23 protein-coding genes are annotated in these 21,196 nt (G+C 70.4%); 12 read left to right on the top strand and 11 right to left on the bottom strand.

What is annotated here, in order from left to right; translation table 11 throughout:
* Positions 1 to 120: 120 nt before the first annotated feature.
* A complete protein-coding gene (locus FBZ33_RS00870) occupies positions 121 to 660 on the bottom strand; it encodes a type 1 glutamine amidotransferase domain-containing protein (protein ID WP_088951201.1) in 540 nt (179 codons plus the stop codon).
* 155 nt (positions 661 to 815) lie between these two features.
* On the opposite strand from FBZ33_RS00870, the gene rfaE2 reads away from it, so the two are divergent.
* A complete protein-coding gene (rfaE2, locus tag FBZ33_RS00865) occupies positions 816 to 2,663 on the top strand; it encodes a D-glycero-beta-D-manno-heptose 1-phosphate adenylyltransferase (protein WP_141907655.1) in 1,848 nt (615 codons plus the stop codon).
* Positions 2,660 to 3,538, top strand: a complete 879-nt coding sequence (locus FBZ33_RS00860) for a glycosyltransferase family 2 protein (protein WP_141907654.1) — start codon at positions 2,660 to 2,662, stop codon at positions 3,536 to 3,538. Before rfaE2 ends, FBZ33_RS00860 begins: the two co-directional genes overlap by 4 nt.
* Before the next feature lie 2 nt (positions 3,539 to 3,540).
* Here FBZ33_RS00860 and FBZ33_RS00855 read toward each other — a convergent pair whose 3' ends face one another.
* From FBZ33_RS00855 to FBZ33_RS00845, 3 genes are read right to left on the bottom strand one after another with little or no spacing between them, the layout of a single operon-like run.
* Complete coding sequence (locus FBZ33_RS00855) at positions 3,541 to 4,647, bottom strand: glycosyltransferase family 9 protein (protein ID WP_141907653.1); 1,107 nt, start codon at positions 4,645 to 4,647, stop codon at positions 3,541 to 3,543.
* An 8-nt stretch (positions 4,648 to 4,655) separates the two neighbouring features.
* Positions 4,656 to 5,201, bottom strand: coding sequence for an Hsp20/alpha crystallin family protein (locus FBZ33_RS00850; RefSeq protein WP_141907652.1), 546 nt, complete (start codon positions 5,199 to 5,201; stop codon positions 4,656 to 4,658).
* Positions 5,201 to 5,704, bottom strand: coding sequence for a DUF2231 domain-containing protein (locus FBZ33_RS00845; RefSeq protein WP_141907651.1), 504 nt, complete (start codon positions 5,702 to 5,704; stop codon positions 5,201 to 5,203). Before FBZ33_RS00845 ends, FBZ33_RS00850 begins: the two co-directional genes overlap by 1 nt.
* Positions 5,705 to 5,871: 167 nt before the next feature.
* Between FBZ33_RS00845 and FBZ33_RS00840 the strand changes: the two genes are divergently transcribed.
* A complete protein-coding gene (locus FBZ33_RS00840; RefSeq protein WP_141907650.1) occupies positions 5,872 to 6,489 on the top strand; it encodes a pyridoxamine 5'-phosphate oxidase family protein in 618 nt (205 codons plus the stop codon).
* Between the two features lie 69 nt (positions 6,490 to 6,558).
* On the opposite strand, the gene FBZ33_RS00835 is transcribed toward FBZ33_RS00840, so the two are convergent.
* The 6 genes from FBZ33_RS00835 to FBZ33_RS00810 all read right to left on the bottom strand — a co-directional run bounded on the left by FBZ33_RS00835 (position 6,559) and on the right by FBZ33_RS00810 (position 12,953).
* The gene (locus tag FBZ33_RS00835) at positions 6,559 to 7,203 is read right to left on the bottom strand and encodes a response regulator transcription factor (protein WP_141907649.1); all 645 of its coding nucleotides are present in this window, start codon (positions 7,201 to 7,203) and stop codon (positions 6,559 to 6,561) included.
* Positions 7,203 to 8,420, bottom strand: coding sequence for a sensor histidine kinase (locus FBZ33_RS00830; protein ID WP_141907648.1), 1,218 nt, complete (start codon positions 8,418 to 8,420; stop codon positions 7,203 to 7,205). Before FBZ33_RS00830 ends, FBZ33_RS00835 begins: the two co-directional genes overlap by 1 nt.
* A gap of 115 nt (positions 8,421 to 8,535) precedes the next feature.
* Positions 8,536 to 11,076: an ABC transporter permease gene (locus FBZ33_RS00825; RefSeq protein WP_141907647.1), complete on the bottom strand. Its 2,541-nt coding sequence runs from the start codon at positions 11,074 to 11,076 to the stop codon at positions 8,536 to 8,538.
* Positions 11,073 to 11,825, bottom strand: a complete 753-nt coding sequence (locus tag FBZ33_RS00820; RefSeq protein ID WP_141907646.1) for an ABC transporter ATP-binding protein — start codon at positions 11,823 to 11,825, stop codon at positions 11,073 to 11,075. The genes FBZ33_RS00825 and FBZ33_RS00820 overlap by 4 nt, the downstream gene beginning before the upstream one ends.
* A gap of 132 nt (positions 11,826 to 11,957) precedes the next feature.
* Entirely contained in the window at positions 11,958 to 12,497 is a 540-nt protein-coding gene (locus tag FBZ33_RS00815; protein WP_255508674.1) for a DUF4240 domain-containing protein, read from the bottom strand.
* Positions 12,498 to 12,548: 51 nt separating this feature from the next.
* The gene (locus tag FBZ33_RS00810; protein ID WP_141907645.1) at positions 12,549 to 12,953 is read right to left on the bottom strand and encodes a VOC family protein; all 405 of its coding nucleotides are present in this window, start codon (positions 12,951 to 12,953) and stop codon (positions 12,549 to 12,551) included.
* A 161-nt stretch (positions 12,954 to 13,114) separates the two neighbouring features.
* Here FBZ33_RS00810 and FBZ33_RS00805 point away from each other — a divergent pair, with 161 nt between their 5' ends.
* The 5 genes from FBZ33_RS00805 to FBZ33_RS00785 all read left to right on the top strand — a co-directional run bounded on the left by FBZ33_RS00805 (position 13,115) and on the right by FBZ33_RS00785 (position 16,116).
* On the top strand, positions 13,115 to 13,693 hold the full coding sequence (locus FBZ33_RS00805; RefSeq protein ID WP_141907644.1) for a DUF5565 family protein: 579 nt from the start codon (positions 13,115 to 13,117) through the stop codon (positions 13,691 to 13,693).
* A 15-nt stretch (positions 13,694 to 13,708) separates the two neighbouring features.
* Positions 13,709 to 14,353, top strand: a complete 645-nt coding sequence (locus FBZ33_RS00800) for a class I SAM-dependent methyltransferase (protein ID WP_141907643.1) — start codon at positions 13,709 to 13,711, stop codon at positions 14,351 to 14,353.
* An 84-nt stretch (positions 14,354 to 14,437) separates the two neighbouring features.
* Positions 14,438 to 15,295, top strand: coding sequence for a patatin-like phospholipase family protein (locus tag FBZ33_RS00795; protein ID WP_141907642.1), 858 nt, complete (start codon positions 14,438 to 14,440; stop codon positions 15,293 to 15,295).
* 68 nt (positions 15,296 to 15,363) lie between these two features.
* Positions 15,364 to 15,690 (top strand): DUF6331 family protein, encoded by a 327-nt coding sequence (locus FBZ33_RS00790; protein WP_088951189.1) that lies wholly within the window; start codon positions 15,364 to 15,366, stop codon positions 15,688 to 15,690.
* 42 nt (positions 15,691 to 15,732) lie between these two features.
* On the top strand, positions 15,733 to 16,116 hold the full coding sequence (locus FBZ33_RS00785; RefSeq protein ID WP_141907641.1) for a hypothetical protein: 384 nt from the start codon (positions 15,733 to 15,735) through the stop codon (positions 16,114 to 16,116).
* 44 nt (positions 16,117 to 16,160) lie between these two features.
* Here FBZ33_RS00785 and FBZ33_RS00780 read toward each other — a convergent pair whose 3' ends face one another.
* A complete protein-coding gene (locus FBZ33_RS00780; protein WP_255508673.1) occupies positions 16,161 to 17,513 on the bottom strand; it encodes a hypothetical protein in 1,353 nt (450 codons plus the stop codon).
* A gap of 452 nt (positions 17,514 to 17,965) precedes the next feature.
* Here FBZ33_RS00780 and FBZ33_RS00775 point away from each other — a divergent pair, with 452 nt between their 5' ends.
* The 4 genes from FBZ33_RS00775 (at position 17,966) to FBZ33_RS00765 (ending at position 20,790) form a co-directional block, all read left to right on the top strand.
* Positions 17,966 to 18,700, top strand: a complete 735-nt coding sequence (locus FBZ33_RS00775) for an LPXTG cell wall anchor domain-containing protein (protein WP_141907640.1) — start codon at positions 17,966 to 17,968, stop codon at positions 18,698 to 18,700.
* Between the two features lie 204 nt (positions 18,701 to 18,904).
* Positions 18,905 to 19,072, top strand: coding sequence for a hypothetical protein (locus FBZ33_RS32570; RefSeq protein WP_185755176.1), 168 nt, complete (start codon positions 18,905 to 18,907; stop codon positions 19,070 to 19,072).
* 669 nt (positions 19,073 to 19,741) lie between these two features.
* Complete coding sequence (locus FBZ33_RS00770) at positions 19,742 to 20,275, top strand: AAA family ATPase (protein ID WP_141907639.1); 534 nt, start codon at positions 19,742 to 19,744, stop codon at positions 20,273 to 20,275.
* A 158-nt stretch (positions 20,276 to 20,433) separates the two neighbouring features.
* A complete protein-coding gene (locus tag FBZ33_RS00765; protein WP_141907638.1) occupies positions 20,434 to 20,790 on the top strand; it encodes a hypothetical protein in 357 nt (118 codons plus the stop codon).
* Positions 20,791 to 21,196: the final 406 nt, after the last annotated feature.

Raw genomic sequence — 21,196 nt, 5'->3', positions numbered from 1 at the left:
GCGCGTTGATCATGAAGTTATCGCCACGACACGCCGAGTCGGAGGACGCTAACTTCATGATCAACGCGGACGGGACGGAGTTGGGGTGGGGTGGGGTGGGTGGGTGGGTGGGTGGGGTCGTCAGGCGGCGAAGACTTCGGTGATCTTCTGGCAGAAGGCCGGGAGGTCGTCGGGCTTTCTGCTGCTGGTGAGGTTGCCGTCGGTTACGCACTCCTCGTCGACCCAGGTCGCGCCGGCGTTGGTCAGGTCGGTACGCAGGGTGGGCCAGGAGGTGATCCGTCGGCCCCGCACCACGTCCGCCTCGATCAGCGTCCACGGGCCGTGGCAGATCACCCCGACCGGCTTGCCGGCGTCGAAGAACGCCTTCACGAACCGCACCGCGTCCGGGTCGCCACGCAGGAAGTCCGGGTTCGCCACCCCACCGGGCAGCACCAGAGCGTCGTAGCCGGCGGCGTCCGCCTTGTCCGCGGTCACGTCCACGTCGTACGTCTTCGACTGGTCCAGATGGTTGAAGGACTGGATGGAGCCGGGCTTGAGCGAGACCAACTCGACCGTCGCGCCGGCGTTCTCGACCGCCTCGCGCGGCTGGACGTACTCGACCTCCTCGACGCCGTCGGCGGCCAGGAAGGCGATCCGCTTGCCCTGCAGTTGCGCTGCCATCTCGGTACATCTCCTTTCCGGGGTTACCTCAATTCCCTTCCCGCCTCCGGACGTCCGAAACGGCCCAGCCGGGCGGTAAGGGCACGGTGGTGACATGACCGCAGCTCAGGCGCGGGTCAGGTTTGGCCCGGAGGGCGGTGGGGACCCCGGGAGGCATGGCAGGAGCAGCAGCGGAGCAGCGCCGGCTCGCCACCGTCGTGGAGAGCTGGCTCGGGCGCCCAGTCCTGATCGTCGGTGACGCCATGTTGGACGAGTGGCGCTTCGCCGACTCCGACCGGCTCTGCCGAGAGGCACCAGCTCCGGTCCTCACCCTGCGCAGGCGGATCTCCGCCGCCGGTGGCGCCGCGAACACCGCGGTCAACGTCGCCGCCCTGGGTGGCCGGGCGGTGCTGGTGGCACCGGTCGGCGCCGACGTGGCCGGCGACGAACTGCACGACTGCCTGGACCGCGCGGGCGTCTGGGACCGGACGGTCAACCAGCCGGGACGGCCCACCCCGGTAAAGCGGCGAATGCTCGCCGGCAACCAGATCCTGCTGCGCGAGGACTCCGGCGACCCGGACGACGCACTCGACCCGGAGGGCGTGACCCGGCTGCTCACCGCCCTGAGCTGCGCCACCGAGGAGCTGCGCGCCGCCGCCGGTGGGGAGGCGCCGACCCTGGTGGTCTGCGACTACGGCCTGGGTGCGCTGCCCGCGCAGGTCCGCGCGTGGCTGGTCGAGCAACGCGAGCGGTACGCCACTGTCGCACTGGACGCCCACGACCTCGCCGACTGGCGGGGGCTCGCGCCGACCGTCGTCACCCCCAGCTTCGCCGAGGCGACCCGGCTTCTGGCCCGGGCCGGCGGCACCAGCCGGACGACCACGGGGACCGAACTGCACCTGGAACACCCCGACGGCGACCCGGCCGACGGACCGTCCGAACTGAGTGTCGGCGCCGCACCCGGTGGGGTACGCGCCGACGACAGCCCCGCCGACCCGACCCCGGAGCCGTCGCCGTCCGATCGCCCCGGGCCGGTCGGTGAGCCCGTCCCAGGTGAGGGTCGGGTGGCCCTCACCGGCGACGGGCTCAGCGTCACCGGCACCGGCGTCACGGTGAACACCCAGGCCGGGGAGGGCGTCGACCGGGCCGTCCTGGCCGAGTCGCGGCTGGCCGAATTGCGCGCACACACCGGTGCCGACGTGGTCGCGGTGACCCTGGACACCGAGGGCGCGGTGGTCGGTGGCGCCGACGGGGCGCCACGACGCAGCCACAGCACGCCGGTCCCGGCGAGCCACGCCGTGGGCGCCGGCGACGCCTACCTGGCGGCGATGACGTTGGCCCTGGCCGCCGACGCGCCGCTGCCCACCGCCGCCCAGCTCGCCCAGTTGGCGGCCACCATCACCGTCTCCGACACCGGCACCTGCGTGTGCAGGCGGGAGGACCTGCTCACCGCGCTCGACCAGCCGACCGAGACCACGGGCCATGCCGCGCTCGTCGACACCGACGAGTTGGACGCGATCGTCGCCGAGTACCGCGAGGCGGGACGGTCGGTGGTGTTCACCAACGGTTGCTTCGACGTGCTGCACCGAGGGCACGTGCGCTACCTGGAGCAGGCCCGCGCGCTGGGCGACCTGCTCATCGTGGCGGTCAACTCGGACGGCAGCGTACGCCGGCTGAAGGGCGCCGACCGTCCGGTGAACCCGGTCGAGGACCGGGCTGCCCTGCTCGCCGCGCTCGCCTGCGTGGACCACGTCGTGGTCTTCGAGGAGGACTCGCCCGCCACGCTGATCGAGGCGGTCCGGCCGGACGTGTACGTCAAGGGCGGGGACTACCCACCGGAACTGGTGCCGGAGGCACCGCTGGTGCGCCGGCTGGGCGGCCAGGTGCGCACCCTGGGGTACGTGCCGGACCGGTCCACCTCCGCGATCATCGAGCGGATCCGGTCACACAGCCAGGACCCGTCGGCGCACCCCGTCGACCGGGAACCCGACCCGTCGCTGAGCACCCGCACCCAGGCGTCGTGAACCGCCCTCTCGTCCTCGGCACGCCGGAGGAGTTCCGCGCCGACCGGCTGCTCGACGTGCTGATTCCGACCCGGAACCGGCCCGCCGAGCTGGCGGTCACCCTGGGCGGGCTCGCCGCCCAGGACGGCGTACCCGGTTTCGGGGTGGTGGTCAGCGACCAGTCCGACGGAGATCCGGCGTACGCGCATCCCGCCGCCGCCACCATGGCCCGGGCGCTGCGTCACCGGGGTCACCCGGTGCTGCTGACCCGTCGGCTGCCCCGACGGGGGTTAGCCGAACACCGGGCGTATCTGCTCGCCGCCTCGGCCGCCCGTTACGTCCTCAGCCTCGACGACGACATCTGGTTGGAACCGGGGGCGGTGCACCGGCTGGTGACGGCGATCGGCGAGCTGGGCTGCGGGTTCGTGGGCAACGGCGTGCACGGGCTCTCGTACGCCGACGACGTGCGGCCGGAGTCGCACGGGCACTACGAGGAGTGGATCGGCCCCCCGACGCCGGAGCGGATCCGCCCGGACACCCCGGAGTGGAACCGCGCCCGGATCCACTCGGCGGCCAACCTGCTGCACATCACCCAGCACCTGGCGCTGCCGCCGGGGGCGTGGCGGGCGTACAAGGTCTCCTGGATCGGCGGGTGCGTGCTCTACGACAGGGCCAAGCTCGTCGACGCCGGTGGGTTCGACTTCTGGCGTCGGGTGCAGGAGAAGCACCAGGGTGAGGACGTGGCCGCGCAGCTCTCGGTGCTGGCCCGGTACGGCGGGGCGGGCATCCTGCCCAGCGGCGCGTACCACCTGGAGTCCCCCACCACTGTCACCGACCGGGACGTGGAGGCGTGGGAGGTCGTCCTGGCCGACGAGGACAGCCCGCAGCCGGCCTGAAACTACGGGTTGAGCAGCTCCCGGGCGGCTTCCAGCACCTCGATCACCGGGACGTCCGCCACGAAGGAATCCTGGTGCGGGCACTCGCCGTCGCCGGGCCGGTGCGGGTAGATGCCCGGTGTGCAGTCCAGCCCACAGACCGGGCAGTGCACCATCCAGGAGCAGATCGGCCGGTGCCGGCCGCGCAACGGATTCGCCGTGTTGATCAGGTTGCCGACCCAGAAGATGCCCACCGTGGGCGCGCCCACCGCGGCGGCCACGTGCAGCGGGCCGGTGTCGTTGGAGACGACCAGCGCGCAGTCGGCGTAGCAACCCAGCAGCCCGCCGAGGCTGAGCGTGCCCACCTGCGGCCGCACCGGCACACCGGCCGCGGCGACGACGCTGTCCACCACCTCCTGCTCGGAGGGTGTGCCGGTGACCAGCACCTCGTAGCCGTCGCCGTGCAGCTCACGGGCCACCTCGGCGAAGCGTTCGGCGGGCCAGCGTCGGCGGGTGTCGCTGGCCCCCGGGTGCAGCGCCACCCGGGGTCGGCTCTTCGGGCCGAGCACCTGGGCCGCCTCGGCCCGGTCGGCGTCGGTCACCGCCAACGTCGGCACGATGGTGGTCGCCGGTGCTCCCACCAGCGCCACCACCTCCAGGTAGCGGATCACCTCGTGCTGGTAGTAGACGTAACGCAGCCACCGGTCCAGCGGCGGCGCGTCGTCCGCCCGCAGGCCGACCGTCAGCCGGGCGCCGAGGCGACCCATCATCGGGTTGGAGTTCGCGCCACCACCGTGGATCTGCACCGCCAGGTCGAAACCCTCACCCGTCGCAGCGACCAGGAAGTCGTCCAGCGACGACTCCGCCTCGCCCGGGTCGGGCGCACGGATGCCGGGTGCCGGCGGCACGACCAGCACGCGGTCCACCGGGCCGGGCCGGTCGCGCCAGAGCTTCGCGTGCCACGGCGCGCCGAGCAGCACGATCTCCGCCGACGGGTACGCGGCACGCAACGCCTCCAGCGCCGGCAACGCGAACACGAAGTCGCCAAGTGCGTTGGCGCGCAGCACGGCGATCCGCCGCACGTCGGGAAGGCGCTCGGCGGTCGGGCCGAGCAGAGCCGGGGTGACCACGCAGGCCGCTACGGCCGGTCGATCTCGGTGTCCGGGCGGTGCAACTCCCGGTCCGCTGCGGGATCGGCCGGCATCGGCGTACCAGTGGAAAAGTCGCCGGAGCGCGGCCCGGTGCGACCGACGGTGATGGTGCGCGGCGCGGGCCGGGTCGCCCGGGGCAGGCGGACCCGGAGCAGGCCATGGTCCATGACCGCGTCGATGGCATCCGGGTCGACCCGCGACGGCAGGTTGATGCGGTATTCGAAGCCCCGGGTCTCGAAACCGCCGGGGATGCCCTGGTCGGCGTTGACCTCCGCCTCGGAGCGGGCGCGCACGCACAACTCGAGGTCGTCCAACTCGACCGCCACCTCCTCCGGTGCCACACCGGGCAGCCGGACGACGACCTCCCAGCCGTCGGCGGTCTCCGTCAACTCGACGTCGGACGCGCCGGCCCGGCCGCCGACCAGGCGACTCAGCTCGGCGCGCAGCGACTGAAGCTCACCCATCGGGTCCCAGCCCTGCTGCCGGCCACCCCGCCAACCCCGGCCGAAGCCCCCGGACTGCTGCTCACTCATCACACATCTCCGATCCGCTGAGCGGCCGCCGGCGGCCGTAGGGAGCTGGGCGCGTCGAGGCCGGCCTCGCGGTCGACGCCCACACCGAGCCGGTCGACCAGCTCGCCGCCGAGCCAGGCGCTGATGCCGAGGATCGCCAACGCGACAATCTCGACGACGAGCAACGCGCCGCCAGCGGCGCGGGAGTCGGCGTTGAGCCGGACCACCCAGATCGCGGCGAAGAGCAGGATCACCGCGAGGTTGGCCCCGGCGTGCAGCAGGCCCACCCGCTTGGCGCGGGTGCCCGTCGGGATCGCCAGCAGGTCGAACGAGCCGGCCACCGCGGCCAGCAGGCCGCCGATCAGGCCGACAGTGATGTTCCAGTACGCGACCTCGCCGAGCAGGTCCGGCCCGCCGACGGTGTCCACCACGTCGAACAGCACCGCCGTGGCCAGCAGCGCGACCGGGAACATGACCAGCATCGGGTGGACTGGGTGCCCCAGCACCTTGAGTCGGCTCTCCATCTCCCGGCCTCCACTGGTCGGCGTCCTGCGAACGGTCTCGTTGCGACGGGCGCGTCGGATGAGGCCGTACCCCCGGCAACCGGGCACAAACCTCGCGCTGGTCACGGCGGCCTAGGCTGACAAATGGTGGTGCCCGCCAACGGGTCAACGCCTGAGGGAGGATCAACGTGACGGTGGAGATCACTTCGCACGAGGAGTTACGCGAGCTGCTCGGTGTGCCGACCGCGCGGGCCGCCAACAAGGAACGCAACCGCCTGCACGAGCGGGACCGCGAATGGCTCGCCGCCTCGCCGTTCTGCTTGGTGGCCACGGCCGGCGCGGACGGCAGTTGCGACGTCTCCCCCAAGGGCGACCCGGCCGGGTTCGCCCTGGTGCTGGACGACACGACCGTCGCGTTGCCCGAACGGCCGGGCAACAAGCGGGCCGACGGCTACCGCAACATCCTCGACAACCCGCACGTTGGGCTGCTCTTCCTCATCCCGGGGCGGACCGACACCCTGCGGATCAACGGGCGCGCCCGCCTGGTGAGCGACGCGCCCTGGTTCGACGACATGGTGGTCAAGGGGCACCGCCCGGTGCTCGCCGTCGTGGTGGAGATCGAGCAGATCTTCTACCACTGCGCGAAGGCGTTCCTACGGTCCGCGCTGTGGAAGCCGGAGACCTGGCAGCCCGACGCGCTGCCGTCGCGAGCACGCTTGATCAAGGAGGTCGAGGCGCCGGTGGAAAGCCTCGAAGACCTGGAACGGCACTACGGCCCGGAGTACGCCACCAAGATCTACGTCTGATCGCGCTGGCCCGCCCGGCGTCGGATTGCCGGACGGCTCCCAGGGGAAGGGACGTGCAGCAGGCTGTGGTCAGTGGTTGAGGTAGGCGAGGACCGCACGCACCCGCCGGTTGGCGTCCTCGGCCGGTGGCAGGTCGAGCTTGGCGAAGATGTTGGTGATGTGCTTCTCCACCGACACCGGCGCAAGGACGAGCGCCGCGCAGATGGCCGCGTTTGACAGGCCCTGCGCCATGAGGCCGAGCACCTCCCCTTCCCGGGCGGTGAGCCCGTCGACCCCGTGGTTGTGGCTGTTGCGGGTGAAGAGCTGCCGAACCACCTCCGGGTCCAGGGCGGTCCCACCCTTGGCGACCCGCTCCACGGCGTCGAGGAAATCATCGAGGGCGATCACGCGGTCCTTGAGGAGGTAACCGACACCACCCCGACCGTCGGCGAGCAGTTCCACGGCGTAGGCCCGCTCGACGTACTGAGAGACGATGAGCACCTTGGTGTCGGGGGCGGTGGCCCGAAGCGTCAGCGCGGCGCGGAGTCCCTCATCGCGGAAGCCGGGTGGCAGGCGAACGTCGATGATGGACAGGTCGGGTCGGTGCTCGGCAACGGCCGCCAGCAGGGCGGGTGCGGTGTCGACGGCGGCGACGACGGTGTGGCCGGTGTCGGTCAGCAGCCGCACCATGCCGTCCCGGAGCAGCAACAGGTCCTCGGCGATCACGATGCGCATCAGTGGGGCAGCTCCGCGGACAGGACGGTGGGACCGCCGGGTGGACTGGTGATGAAGAGCTGGCCGTCGAGCGCCTCGACACGACGGCGCAGACCGTCGAGCCCGGAACCGGACGGGTCGGCGCCGCCCTGCCCGTCGTCGGTGAGCGTGACGGTGACCGTGCCGGTGGTCCGGGAGAGGGTGACGACGCAGGTGCGGGCGTCGGCGTGCTTGCCCGCGTTGGCAAGACCCTCGGCGATGACAAAGTAGGCCGCCGACTCGACCGCCGCCGGGTAACGGTCGTTCGGATCGCCCCGGATCTCGACGGCCAGCGGACTGTCGCCGGCCAGGGCGGCGACAGCAGCGTGCAGCCCTCGATCGGTGAGGATCGGCGGGTGGATGCCGCGTACCAGCCGGCGGAGCTCGGTGAGGGCATCGTCGAGCTGCCGGCGGGCCAGGTCGACATCGGACTCGGCGGCCGCACCGATCCGCAGCTTGCGGGCGGCCAGCGCCAGCGTCATACCGGCGGCCACGATCCGGGCCTGGGCGCCGTCGTGCAGGTCCCGCTCGATCCGGCGCAGCTCCGCGGCCTGCGCATCGACGACCCGGCGGCGCGTCTGCGCGAGGCGGGCGGCCTCGTCGACGAGGTGCCGGTGCGCGCCGGGAGCCAGGAGAGCCCGGGCCACCCGGGCCTGGGCCAGTCCGGCGGTTCGCAGGAACCATGCGGTGACCGGGAGCAGCAGCACGCCGAGGACGGTCAGGCCGAACCGACCCGGCACGGTCGTCATGAGCGGACGCATCGGGAACGGCGCGTGCGGGTTCGGCACCGCCCACGCCCACAGCGGCGCCACGACGGCGGCGAGGTCGACGACGGTGACCACGATGGCGGCGATTCCGCCGGCCAGGCCCAGCGGGAACAATGCGACCAGCCACGCCAGGTCACGCCAGGTGGCCGGCTGCACCGCGACCCGACTGACCCGCTGCCGGACGGTGCCACCCTCGATCGACAGGTACGGCACGGCGATTGCGGCGCCGAGTATCCAACGAGCCCGCTGCCGCTCCAGGTCCGCGAGGCGCCGGGTCACCCAGGCGGCACCAAGGAACGCCGGCCCACCGAGCTGCGTGATCGCCAGCAGACTGACGCCGAGGGTGGACACCACGGCCCAACTGAGGCCGACGACACCGGCGACGAGGCTGCTGGCCAGGTACGCCAGCGCCGACACCGTTGTGCGGATCATCGCGGCGATCGTACCCGCGATGTGCCGGCACGGACCGGGCCGACGACCGCCGACCGGCCCCGATCCCCGACGATCCGGGAGGCGGGTCCGAGCGGCGATCCGGTCGGGACGACGGTCAGCGTCCATCGCTCAGGGCCGGCAGGCTGCGCCGCCGCAGCAGGACCCGGGCCGGTACGGCACCCGCGACCAATCCGAGTACCGCGACAGCACCGAGCATTCCCGCGTACGTGCCGGCGTCGACGAACACCCGTAACGTGCCGTCCTGGGCAGTGCTGAACGCCCCGACCACGATCGCGGTGACCACGATGCCGAGCGTCAGCCCGGCACTGACCGTGATCATCGCCTCGCGTCCGGCAAGCCGGTGGAGCTGCCCGGTCGTCGCCCCGGCCAGCCGCAGGTCGGCGAACTCGCGTCGGCGCGCCGCGGTGGCGATGGCGAAGGTGTTGACGACAGCGATCGCCGTGAAGCCGAGGGAGATGACCACCATGAGTTCCCAGGCGCCCTGCTGGTTCTGCGCGTCCCCGGCCGGTGCCGCGCCGAGCGTGGGAGTCAGCCGCAGCTCGGGCCACGAGGCGGCGACCCGATCCGGTACGTCGCCGCGATAGCGCAGCCCGACCGTGCTGACCAGCCCACGCGGGTCGTGCGCCGCCACCAGGCTCGCGGGCAGCGCCAGGTCACCGAAGCCACGGGCTCGGGCGTACACCCCGGCGAGGCGCAGGTTGACCTGGTGACCGTCGGCGAGCCAGATCCGCACCTCGTCGCCCACCCGCCAGCCGTACTGACCGGTGATGTACTCGCTGGCGGCGAACGCGCCCGTGCCCGGCAGCGTTCCGGCGCGCAGGTCGAGGTCGAGGGCCGTCTCGGTGCCGGCCACCAGCAGACCCTGCGTCACGTAGTCCTCGGGCTTGCCGCCCTGCTCCACGATGGCCCGGGTCGGCAGCGTCGCCGCCGCCCCGGTCACGCCGTCGAGAGCGACGAGCCGTTCGACGGTGCTGAGCGGAAGCCCGCCCGCCGCGGTGACCTGCGCCGTCGCGGATGCCGTCCGGTCCACCTGCTCCCGCGCGGTCAGCTCCTCCAGCAGAGCGCTGTTGAGCAGCATGGTGGCGTTGATCGCGAACATGAGCACGAGCAGGACGGCGACCGCCGCGACCCGTCGCGGCTCGGCTCGGGTGACCAGGCCGGCCAGCCAGCCGGTCGCGCCGCCGGCACCGACGAGGCGGGACAGCGGCGCCGTCAACACCCGGATCAGCAGCGGACCGAGGGCTGCGACCGCGCACAGCAGCAGGGCGGACGACACGAAGCTCATGCCCATTCCGAGTGGCCCGTCGAGCGGAACGAAGACGAGCAGGGCGATCGCGCCAGCAGTGGTCACCGCCGCGAGGGCGGCCCGCGGCGCGAGGCCGCCGGTCGGCGCGTTTGCGGTTTCGGCGAGTGCCTGCGTCGGCGCGATCCGCACCGCTCGGCGGGCGGCGATCCGGGCACCGACGAAGGTCACCAGCATTCCCGCCACCGTGGCGGCGACGAGGACGATCACGTTGGTCCGCACGGTGAACTGAGCTGGCACCGCCCCCAGGTCCCGGAACCGGGCGGCCACCAGGTGGGCGAACACCACGCCCAACGGCGCACCCGGCAGTGCGGCGATCCCGGCGAGCAGGACGCTTTCCACGCCGAGGAGACGGCGCAACTGACCGGGGGTCGCGCCGCAGGTGCGCAGCAGAGCCAACTCGCGCAGGCGCTGACGTACGCCGAGCGTGACCGTGCCCGTGAGGACGAAGACGGCCGAGAAGGCGGTGATGCCGATGACGAAGCCGAACATCGAGATGGGACCGATGTAGTCCGGCAGGGCGCCGGGCAGATCGGCGTGGACCCGGTCCGCACCGGTCAGCACGGGCGCTTTCCCGGCGACCCCCTCGACGGCATGACGGAGCGCGACCGGGTCGGTGCCAGGGCTGGCCAGGACGGCCACTGCGGTAGGGCCGGGCAGCCCCGACACCGACGCCACCTCGTCGTCGGCGACGAACAGCGCACCCTGAGCGGGCAGCCCGTCCCGCCCGGCCGGCGCGGCCACGCCGGACACGGTCATGTCGCGGACGCCGGTCTTCGTGGTGACGATGAGACGTCCACCCACTGTGGTCGCCGAGCGGCCGGCAAGGTCGGCGTCGATGACGATCTGGCCGGGGCCGGGTGCCTCGCCGGTGCGCAGCGAGTACGGCGTCAGCGGCGCCGATGCCCACCCGTGTCCGATCACCGGAGCGTCGTCGGCGCCGCGCAGCGGACGTCCGTGCGGCGTACGCACCTGCACCGGGAAGGCGACGTCCGCGATCGCGGTCGCGACGCCCGGAAGGTCGTCCAACCGGCCGGCGAGGTCCGCTGGCAGTGAGCCGGCGCCGGTGAGCCGCTCCGACTTGACCTTGCGCTTGACCTTGACCTTGTCCTTCTTCTCCTTCGTGGTGACCTTCTCAAGGGTCACGTCGCGGTCGCCCGACACGACGACCGCCGCCGCCGCGAACCGATCTGCCGGCGGCTTTGCGGTGAGCACGGAGGCGAGCAGCAGACCGCCGCCAGCGAGCAGGGCCACGGCCAGCATCGCGGCGAAGAACGTGCCGGCGTACGCGCCGCGGTGCTGACGAAGGCTACCGAGTGCGAGCCGGATCATCGGACGGTCACCGCCATCATCTGCGCCGCGACCTTCTCGGCGGTCGGGTCGGCGAGTTCCGTGACGATCCGACCGTCCGCAAGGAACACCGCGCGGTCGGCCCACGCTGCGGCGGCCGGGTCGTGGGTCACCATGACGATCGTCGTGCTCGTGGTGTCCACCGCCTCGCGCAGCAGTCCGAGCACCTCACGGCCGGTCGACAGGTCCAGCGCCCCGGTCGGCTCGTCGGCGAAGATGACCTCCGGCCGACTGGCCAGGGCACGGCCGAGCGCGACCCGCTGCCGCTGACCGCCGGACAGTTGGCCGGGCCGGTCGTTCTCCCGCCCGGTGAGCCCGACGCGGCGTATCACCTCCCGCGCCCAGTCCCGGTCCGGTCGCGTCCCGGCCAGCCGCTGCGGCAGCAGGATGTTGTGCCAGACCGACAGAGCGTCCAGCAGGTTGTACGACTGGAAGACGAACCCGACCCGCCGCCGCGCCTGGGTGAGCTGCGGCTCACGGAACCCGCCGATGTCCTGACCGGTGAGGAGCACGCGGCCGCTGTCCGGTCGGTCCAGGCCCGCCGCGCAGTGCAGGAGTGTGGATTTGCCCGAGCCCGACGGGCCCATCACCGCGCAGAACGAACCGGCCTCGAAGGCGACCGACACGCCATCCAACGCCCGGACACCACCGCCACCGGGATAGGTCTTCGTCACGTCGATCACCTCGACGACCGGCTTACGGCCCGCGGAGGTCGTACCACTGTTTCGCATGGTGGAAAGCCTGATCGAGATGGCCTTGCCGAAACACACGGCGACCCATGATCTTGTGGTGGGGAAATCCCTACCGTCGGCTGATCAACCTCGACCCGGGTCGTGCCAGATGATGGTCGACACGCCGCTCGGTCAGGCCGACCAACCGGCGGGGTTGCCGAACGACTCCCGGGAGATGCCGGAGCCGGTCTCCGGCCATGAACCGAACCGGTCGTTGTGCAGATGGGCGAAGAAGTAACACAAGCTCTCGCACTCGGCGTCCGGCAGGGCCATGGCGGGATCGGCGCGAACCGCCTCGTAGAACCCCCGGCCGAGCGCGACGATGAAGCCCCGGCAGTAGAGGAAGCCGTCGTCTGACCCGTCGGTCACCTCGTGGACGTCCTCCCGATCGATGTCGTGCAGCTTGCGCTCCACCACCCGGTCGAGGTCCGTCAACTCCGGCCCGGTCAGCTCGGCACTCAGGTGACCGAGCCGGTCCAGGAACCGGTCCAGCCAGTCGCCGATCGCGTAGGACGGGCCGTCATCGTCGGCGGGGTCGCGCTCGACGAGGGCCCGCCGCAGCGCCAGGGGCTCGGGGCCCAGCTCGGCCCACGCCGACTCGATGAGCGCCCACAGTCGGGCCTCGTCGGCGGAGGTGGGCATGGTCGGCGGGGCATCGGTGGTCACGGTCACCGCCGGACCGTATCGACCACCACCGACACTTCCGGTCGCCTGGCGGCATGCTCACTCCGGGGCGGTCGACACCATCCACAGGTGACCGTCGGGATCGGCGAACACAGCCGCGTACCCCCAGGGTTGGGCTTGCGGCGCGGTGACCACCTCGCCGCCGGCGGAGCGCGCCCGCTCGACGATCGCGTCCGCGTCGGCGGACGAGGCGACGCCGAGGCTGAGCACGCACTCGCTCTGCCCCCGCGCGGCGACCTCATGCCGGCCGATCACCCAACCGAAGCCCCCGGTCGGGACCAGCATCAGCCGCAGACCGTCGTTGACCACGAACTGCAACGGCTCCGGGAGGCCGTCGTCGGCCAGCTCGCCGACGGGGTCGAGGCCGAGACCGTCGCGATAGAAGTGGTACGAGGTGGCGCGGTCGGCGATGGGCAGGCTGACGGTCATCGGTACGAAGGTCATGGGCGGACGCCTCCAGATCGTCGGACGGGCACCGTCGCAGCATGACCCGCTCCGGACCCGGTTCGCGAGGTCACGATAAGACGTGGCGGCCGATATCGCCGCTCCTTCATGCTGTGCGGAGCCGGCGACCAACGACCGCCGGACAGGAAAGGATGCCGAGCGTGCGCAAGATCCCGACCCTGTTCCTCCGCGACCCGGACGACATGCGCCGGGTGACGCCGGATGTCCACCCGGACTGCCAGTGGGTGCTCGACGGCGAGGGGACCGCCACCCGGAAGTACGACGGCACCTGCGTGATGTACGACGGCGAGCGCTGGTGGGCCCGGCGCGAGGTGAAGCCGGGCAGGGCCACACCAGCGGGGTACCAGCCGGTCATGACCGATGAGGTGACCGGCAAGACCGTCGGCTGGGAGCCGGTCGAGCAGTCGTCCTTCGCCACGTTCCACGCCGAGGCTCTGGACGCGATCGTCGACGCGGATCAGTTCGCCGGCCCACAGCTCGGCGCGACCTACGAGCTGGTCGGGCCAAAGGTGAACGGCAATCCGGAGCAGGTCGCGGGCCACCAGCTCATCCGCCACGGCTTCTGCACGTCTGGCGACGACGACGAGTTGGAGAAGGCACCGCTGGACCACGACGGGCTGCGCGCATGGCTCCTGGCTCACCCGGACTGGGAGGGTGTCGTCTGGCACCACCCGGACGGCCGGATGGCGAAGCTCAAGCGTCGCGACTTTCCCCTCTGATCTAGCGTCTCCGGGGTGGACGTTGACGGTTGGTTGGCAGACACCCGCACCTCCTACGACACCGTTGCGGTCAGCTACGCACACCTGGTGAGCGGCCTGCTGGCGGAGGCACCGCACGAACGGGCGGCGCTGAGGCTGTTCGCCGAGCTCGTGGATGGCGTCGGTGGCGGGCCGGTCGCGGATGTGGGCTGCGGGACGGGGCGCATCACCGCCCACCTGCGCACGCTCGGCGTCGACGCCTTCGGGATCGACCTCTCAGCCGGGATGATCGCCGTGGCCCGCCGCGATCATCCCGGCCTGAGGTTCGAGGTGGGCTCGATGACGGATCTCGACCTGGCCGACGGGTCGGTCGCCGGCCTGATCGCCTGGTACTCGCTCATCCACATCCCCGACGACCAGCTCGGCGCGGTGTTCGCGCACTTCCGGCGGGTGGTGCGTCCCGGCGGTCCGCTGCTGCTCGGCTTTCACGTGGGCGACGAGACAACCCTCAAGACGGAGGGGTACGGCGGCCACCCGATGAAGGTGCACGTCCATCGTCGCCAGCCGGCCCAGGTGGCGGCCTGGCTGCACGACAGCGGATTCCGGGTCGAGTCGCAGACGACTCTCACCTCACCGGAGAGCAGGCTCGGCGGCATCGTCTTCGGACGACGAGAGCCCTGATCATCGTTGCCAGCCCTCCGGAACCCCTGTTAGCCTGAAACTGCAAACACTGTTAGCGGTTTGCCCAACCTGAATGAGGAACTGATGACGGACGACACGCGGCCCGTCTGGGTGCTCGGTGGCGGCGGAGTGACCGGCATCGCCTGGGAGGTGGGCGTCCTCGCTGGACTCGCGGACGAGGGGGTGACCGTCACCCCGGAGGCAGTGCTCATCGGCACGAGTTCCGGTGCCGTCGTGGGAGCACAGATCGCCAGCGGAACGCCGCTCGGCGAGCTCTACGAACGTCAACGCCAGGGCGTGGCCCACGAGACCTCTCCCGCACTGGGCCTCCTCGACCTCCTGCGCCTCGCCCGAGCGCAACTGTTCGCCCGGACCCCCGAGCAGGCCGCTCGCCGCCTCGGTCGCCTCGCCCTCGCCACGCCCACCCCCGACCCGTCACGACAACGCCGGACAGCCGAAGCCCGCCTGCCGGATCACACCTGGAAGGACGCGGACCTGCGCATCGTCGTCGTCGACGCGGAGTCGGGCAACAGCCGCACCATCACCCGGCACGACGGTGTCTCCCTCGTGGACGCCGTCGCCGCGAGCTGCGCCATGCCGCTCTCCAGCGCGCCGGTGACGATCGACGGCAGCCGGTACATGGACGGGGGCATGCGGTCGACTCTCAACCTCGACCTCGCTCCCGGGGTCGGCCCGGTGGTCGCCCTCGCGCCCAGCACCGCCGCCATCGGCCCGTGGGCGCGCATCGCCAAGCAGCGGGCCACACTGGGCGAAACCCGCCGGGTGGAGCTGCTCCTGCGGGATCCAGCGTCCAGACGAGCGCAGGGAACGAACGTGATGGACAGGTCCATCGTGCCCGCGCTTGTCGCCGCCGCTCGAGAGCAGGGTCGGCGCGAGGCGTCACGGGTGGCTGCCGCACTTGCCACGACCAGCCCCTCGTAGGCCGGCCCGTCGCGGCGCTAGCATCGGCTACCCGTCAGCTTTCGGCGGGCTCAACCGATGGAGCGGCGATGGCGGAAGTATCGGTCGAAGTGCCATCGCCCCTGAGCAAGTGCATCATCTTCTGCGAGGTCGAGTGCGTCCGCGGGTGCTGCGGGATCGACGCCGTCTCCACCGATCCCGCGCTTATCAAGGCGTGGTGCCATCAGGTCGGGTCGGATGCGGTGGTCGAGGCTCGGGTTCAACTTGCGGAGCTGATCGAGGTGATCGAGGGCCGCTCACATGGACTCACGTCCACCTTCCTGAACCACCGCACGCACGACGACGCCGCACGGCGTGAGTTGCTGGACTTCCTGGCTGCCCTCGAAACGGGGCTGGCGGCCTGCGATGCCGCGTGAGCGACTACGGGGACCGGAACCGAGAACGGCGGGAGTGTGAGATTGAGCCTCGATATCTGGGTGTGGATACCGGACGGCGACGCCTATGCCGGTCGGCAGATTGTCGTGGATCCGCCGGGAACCAGCACCGGAGTAGGAGCTGAGAGCTTTCGTTACAAGCTGTGGAGTTCCGCAGCCACTTGGCGTCTCGGCGCGACGTTTCTGCCGCAACTCGGTGACATCACGGTCGAGAACCATGCAGAACTCCAGGTCCCGCCCGACCAGCTCGATGTCTTCGAGCAGGAGTGCGTACTCCTGGAAGAGAACGTCGAGCAACTATCCGCCGCGACTGGGTACGACGCGGATCGCATCCTCCTTTACCTGACCAATATGCGCGACGCTGTGGCGCGCGCGAGAGCGGTACACGGCGGCATCATCATCTGGTAGCGGCATCAGGGACGATCGGCCCGGCGGCAGCGCCCACCTCGGTGTCAGCCCTCGGCCATCCTGTCCAGGATCTGCTCCATCTGATCGACCGTCAGAGCCGGGTTGGCCGCGGCGGCCTCGGCCAGTTCAGGATCATTGAGAAGCGCGACGATCCGCGGTGCCGGGAGGCGTGGGCTGCTTGCCATCGCCTGTCGCACGCTGGCGTCGGGGTCGGCGCTCAGTCGGTCGACGAGTTCGGGGTCGGCGTGCGGGTCGAGGGCGACGAGCCGTCGTACCGCCGGGTCGGGGTCGTCGGCGAAGCGGGCCAACCCGTCGGTAGGAAACTGCGGAAGCTCGCTCAACCGGTCCCGGCCGCAGCAGTGGTACTCGAGGAAAGAGCGCAGCAGCAGTGCTGGCGGTGAAGCCGGGTGGTGCTGGGCGAGCAGGACCCGGACACCCAAGTCGGAGTCGTCGGCGAGTATGGCGACGACTTCCGCCGGCAACTCGGCGTTGCGGGCCGCTCGGCGGCGCAGCAACGGATTGACCGAACGGGCCCACGGCAGCGCATCGGCGAGCGCCGGTACGGCGTGGTCGGGAGGCGGGATCCATCGGCAGCGGACGTCCCCAGAGCCGAAGTGCCCATCACCCGGGGCAGTGGTCGTGTCGATGTCGATGCTGGCCCGCTGCGGCTCGGTGAGGCCCGGATGCGTGGAGACCGCGGTTCGGACCTCGACCGCTGGGTCAGTGGCGAGCCTGAGGAGCTGATCGCCACTCAGGTCGACGCGACCGGCGGGTCCCTGCCGGACCGACGGGTCGGGGTGACGCAGCAGCGTCTCGACCACGTCCGGCGGGACACTCGGGTTCTTCGCCATCACCTTCAGCGCAGCCGCGTCGCCGCTGGCGAGCACCTGATCGATCAGCGCCCGGGACAGTGGGCGCTGCAGCACGTACCAGAATGCGTGACCGTGCTGGTCCGGCAGATCCGCAGGCTCCATCACCTGCTGCCGGCGCGAGACGGACGCCACGGCGGCCGCCCGCACCTCGAGAACCTCATCCTCCAGCAGCGCCTGGCGCGACCGCTCGTCCAGCCGGTACAGGGAACCGGCCGCGTACCGGCGCACCTCCGGTCGGGGGTGCGCGGCGGCCAGCCGAAGCAGACGCCGGTCGTACCTCATTGCGTTGAACAACTCGCCGATCAACTCCTCGCGGCTGAACGGCAGGTCGGAGGGTGGACGGTCAAGCTCGGTCAGCAATCTGACCAGCACGTCGTCAGGCAGCGATTCCTGACCGGGCCGGCCGAACGCGCGCATCCTGACCCGCCATTCGGGGTCGGCCAGCAGTTGGGCACGCGACAGTGCGTCGACCTGCGAGTGGGTGGCGAGCGCGCCGCGGATCCTGGGCGAGGGATGATGCAGCATCGCAACCCTCACCGGCGGCGGCAGCTCGCGGCGGCGCTGCAGCCCCTCGCACACCTGCTCCGGCCACATTTTCACCAGCCGGAGCAGCAGGTCGGTAGGCGCTGCCGGGTTCCTCGCCAGCCCGCCCAAGGTTCGCGGAGGAGACGAACACCGATCCCACGAAGTGTCGCCGGTCATCGGCTGCACCCTACGCCCACGCCCGTCGTCGCGGCGCCCGCTCATCGGCATAGCAGGACCTTTCGTGACGGGCACGGCAGGAACAATGTGGCGCCTTGGACCATTTGGACCGGTCCAGATCTAGGTGGTAGTCCTTTCATCCCTTGTGGAGGGATTTGAGCGGTGACCTGAGCTGCGATTGCTCATTGCATAGACGAGGACGTTCATCCCCTTGCCTTTCCGCCCACTGACGGTAGTATCTCCATGTTTTTGCTTGCAACGGGGAGGAAGACCACATGCGATGGAAGGTCCCGGCTGGCGCCCTATTGGCGCTGGCCTTTTTGATTCCGGCGGCACCGACGATGGCCCAAGCCGAATCGCCTGGGCTGAACGCGGCCTGCCAGACGGTCGAGCGCAAGGTGCACAAGGACATCCGCAAGCTTCTCAGCGCCGTCGACCTGGATACCGCCCCCACCGTAGAGCTGCGGGTGTTGACCGCCCAGATCCTGGCCGACGCAAACGCCAACAAGTTTCCCGTTCTGCCTGGCGAAATACAGAAGCGACTGGATGGCACCACGGATGATCTCCGCGCTTTCCTCAAGACGGACGTGCAGAAGGCCTGGTATACGGATCTGCGGATCTCGGTGGTCCGGACGTTGACGGACGCCGGCCCCAACGTGAAGGAGGCCACGCAAAAGGTGCTCGACGAGGGCGACATCGATGCGTACCTGGCTTACCTGAACGACGGCCTGTACGCCGCGCGTGCGCTTGACTGCGCGTCTCAGCCCACGCCGACGCCGACGTCTCAGCCGACGCCGAGCGCCACGCCCGGCGCCACGACGACCGTTGCACCGACCCCCACTTCCTCCGCCAGCCTGGGCGCTCCCGGCGGCGAGAACGGTGAGGGCGGTGGGCTGCCGGTGACCGGTGCCAACACCGCGACCGTGGCCGGCATTGGCGGCGCGCTTCTGCTCCTCGGCGGCGCGGGTTACCTGATCGGACGCCGTCGCCGTTCCAGCTTCGTGGCATAACCACCCGATCGCGCCCGGCTCGATGCTTCATCGGGCCGGGCGCGATCGCGCTGTTCTGACGAGGTGCGTCCGAACCGAAGGCGTAGGAGCGTCCCGCATCCGCCGACACCCGGCTGGCCTCCCTGTTAGCTCGTGGCGGGCGCTCATCTGATGGCGGCTTGTTGGCGGCGCGCTGGGGTCTGAGATCTCTGCCAGAATCGGCCGATGCCCAAGATCCCAGGCTATGAAGACGACCCCCTGGTCAACGGGGCGTACCTGGTAGACGAGCCACTGTTCTGGGCGAGCCACCTGTTGCAATGCACCAACGGCGTCGAAGAGCCGTTGTGTGCGGGATTCGGAGTCAGCGGGGCCGACCTGTTGCAGCTTTTTTAACGGGTCAGCGATGAGCGCCAGTGGCCAGTGCTGTCCGTCCCACTCTCGGCAGGGCACCTGCTCCATGTCGTCTACCGCAACCTTCCCGGAGAACATGGGTTCGACTACCTGCTGCACCATCCTGCATGGAAGGCGACGGTGCCCTTGGCAACTGTCGAAGGTTGCTTCAGGGGACCTGGGCTGTGCTGGCCGGAGTTGCTCGCTGTCGCGCATACGGCGGCCGAAGCCGGATCGGCTCCGCGCCTTGACCCCCACACCTTCCTCCTGTTGCTGCCGATCATGAGCGACGCGGAACTCCCCTCAGACGCGGACGACGTCCTCGCTGCGATGTTGACCGCCTGCGGCGCCACTGGAGAGACCGGGGCGCTGGCCCGCATACTCCTTGATGAGCAGGGCTGCTGGGGTCCGCAGCACTGGACTCTGACCCCGGACGGGCGCATCAGCGAGACCAGGCACGCGTTCCGGGGCCCTGGGGTTATGTCGCCAGGCACGTTGGCTCAGGTCAGCTTGCTACTAGGGTCTGGTGGCAACGCTTGACAACCGCGCTGCCGCAGTTCCTCCGCGATCGTCCGCTCATGCTCGCCGGTTTGGCTGCTCGGCGGTGCCCTGACGCCTCGCTTACAAGTCCTGTACAGGTCGTCGGGCTGCCCACGCGCGTTAATGTGTCCCATGATCGTGTGGCTCAACGGCACCCACGGCGCGGGCAAGACGACGACCAGCGCGCTCGTGCAGCAACTGATTCCCGATTCACGGGTATTCGACGCCGAGAAGGTCGGCGAGACGCTCATGGACATCACGCCGGGGCTGCCCGAGACTGACAACTTCCAGCACTGGCCGCCGTGGCGGCAGCTCGTCGTCGATACCGCCCGCCACGTGCTCGACTACACCGGCGGCACTCTGGTGATGCCCATGACTGTCCTGGTCGAGCAATACTGGCGCGAAATCAGTACGGGCCTCGGCGAACATGCGATCCCAGTAAGGCACTTCGTCCTCCACGCTGACGAAGACACCCTCCGCAGGCGTATCGAGGGGGATCACATCGTCCCGTCGCCGTTCCGTCTCAAGTACCTCGAGCCCTACGCCGAGGCGGCCCGCGTGTGGCTGCATGCCGAGGCCGAGGTCGTCGACACCACGCACCTGACCCCCGCCCAAGCCGCCGTGCAGATCGTCCTCCGAGCTACCGCAGGAAGCTCAGGTGCCTAACCTCAACTTGGAAATCAGGTTGATCTCCACGACAGCGACCGACATCAACGGGGATAGCACAGAGCGTTGATACCGCGTGCAGCGCGGCTACTGCTGATACCTGGTGTTGACCGTTGCGTCGGGCAAAGGAACGGGCACGAAGAACGTTGGGAGGGAACATGGAAATCACTTCTGGCGGCACCCCCGGGCCGCGTCTTGCCGACCGTCTAGCCGTTCGCGGCAACAACGTCTATGGCCGTCTCCCTCATGCCCCGAGGGTGAAAGTCTTGGCCGAGATGTTCGTGCGCGCAGGCTGGCGTGCCCGTGCAAGCTCGTGGACCGAGTATGAGGTCGAGCACGAGTGGGTGTGCATCGAACTGGTCGAGCCGTCACCTGATGAACGCCTTTTCAGCGGCGTCGTTGATCCGTCCCGCGTCGACGAACTCGGTGCCGTCCTCGCGGGTTTGGGCCTGCGCTACTCGATCGAACTGTGGAGCGACGACGGAACAAGCCTCCTGCGAGAACTCGCCGGATGACTCGTTCGGTGTGAACGAATGACCGTCACTCTCAACACCTACGCACACGTGGCCCCTGAGGCCACGCAGGAACCTGCGGCACGACTGGAAGGGGCGCTGTGGTCCGGTGAGTAGGTTGGCTGCTCGCTTGGCTGCTCGGCCCAACGAAGGCAAGCGAAAGGCCCAGATCATGTTCGGCGATCAAGCCGGCGACCTGGGCACATGGGGTGTCCAGCAGCGGAAATACCTCTCGACATCTCGCACCACTCCCCCGCCGTCCGTCGACCTCTTGCGGACTGGATGCGGACCGTCTACCTCGGGCTCGTGGTGCGCGTGCGGGGGGCGGGTTGCGGTGTCCAATATTCAGTCCCGGGATCACTCCGGGGACCTACCAGTGCCCGCCCCCCGTAGCCGCGCTGTCCCACGT

The sequence above is a fragment of the Micromonospora sp. A202 genome (assembly GCF_006715105.1).
In the GTDB taxonomy this organism is placed as follows: Bacteria; Actinomycetota; Actinomycetes; order Mycobacteriales; family Micromonosporaceae; genus Micromonospora; species Micromonospora zamorensis.
The sequence above is the reverse complement of the archived record's forward strand: the minus strand, read 5'-3'. Positions and strand labels throughout refer to the sequence as shown.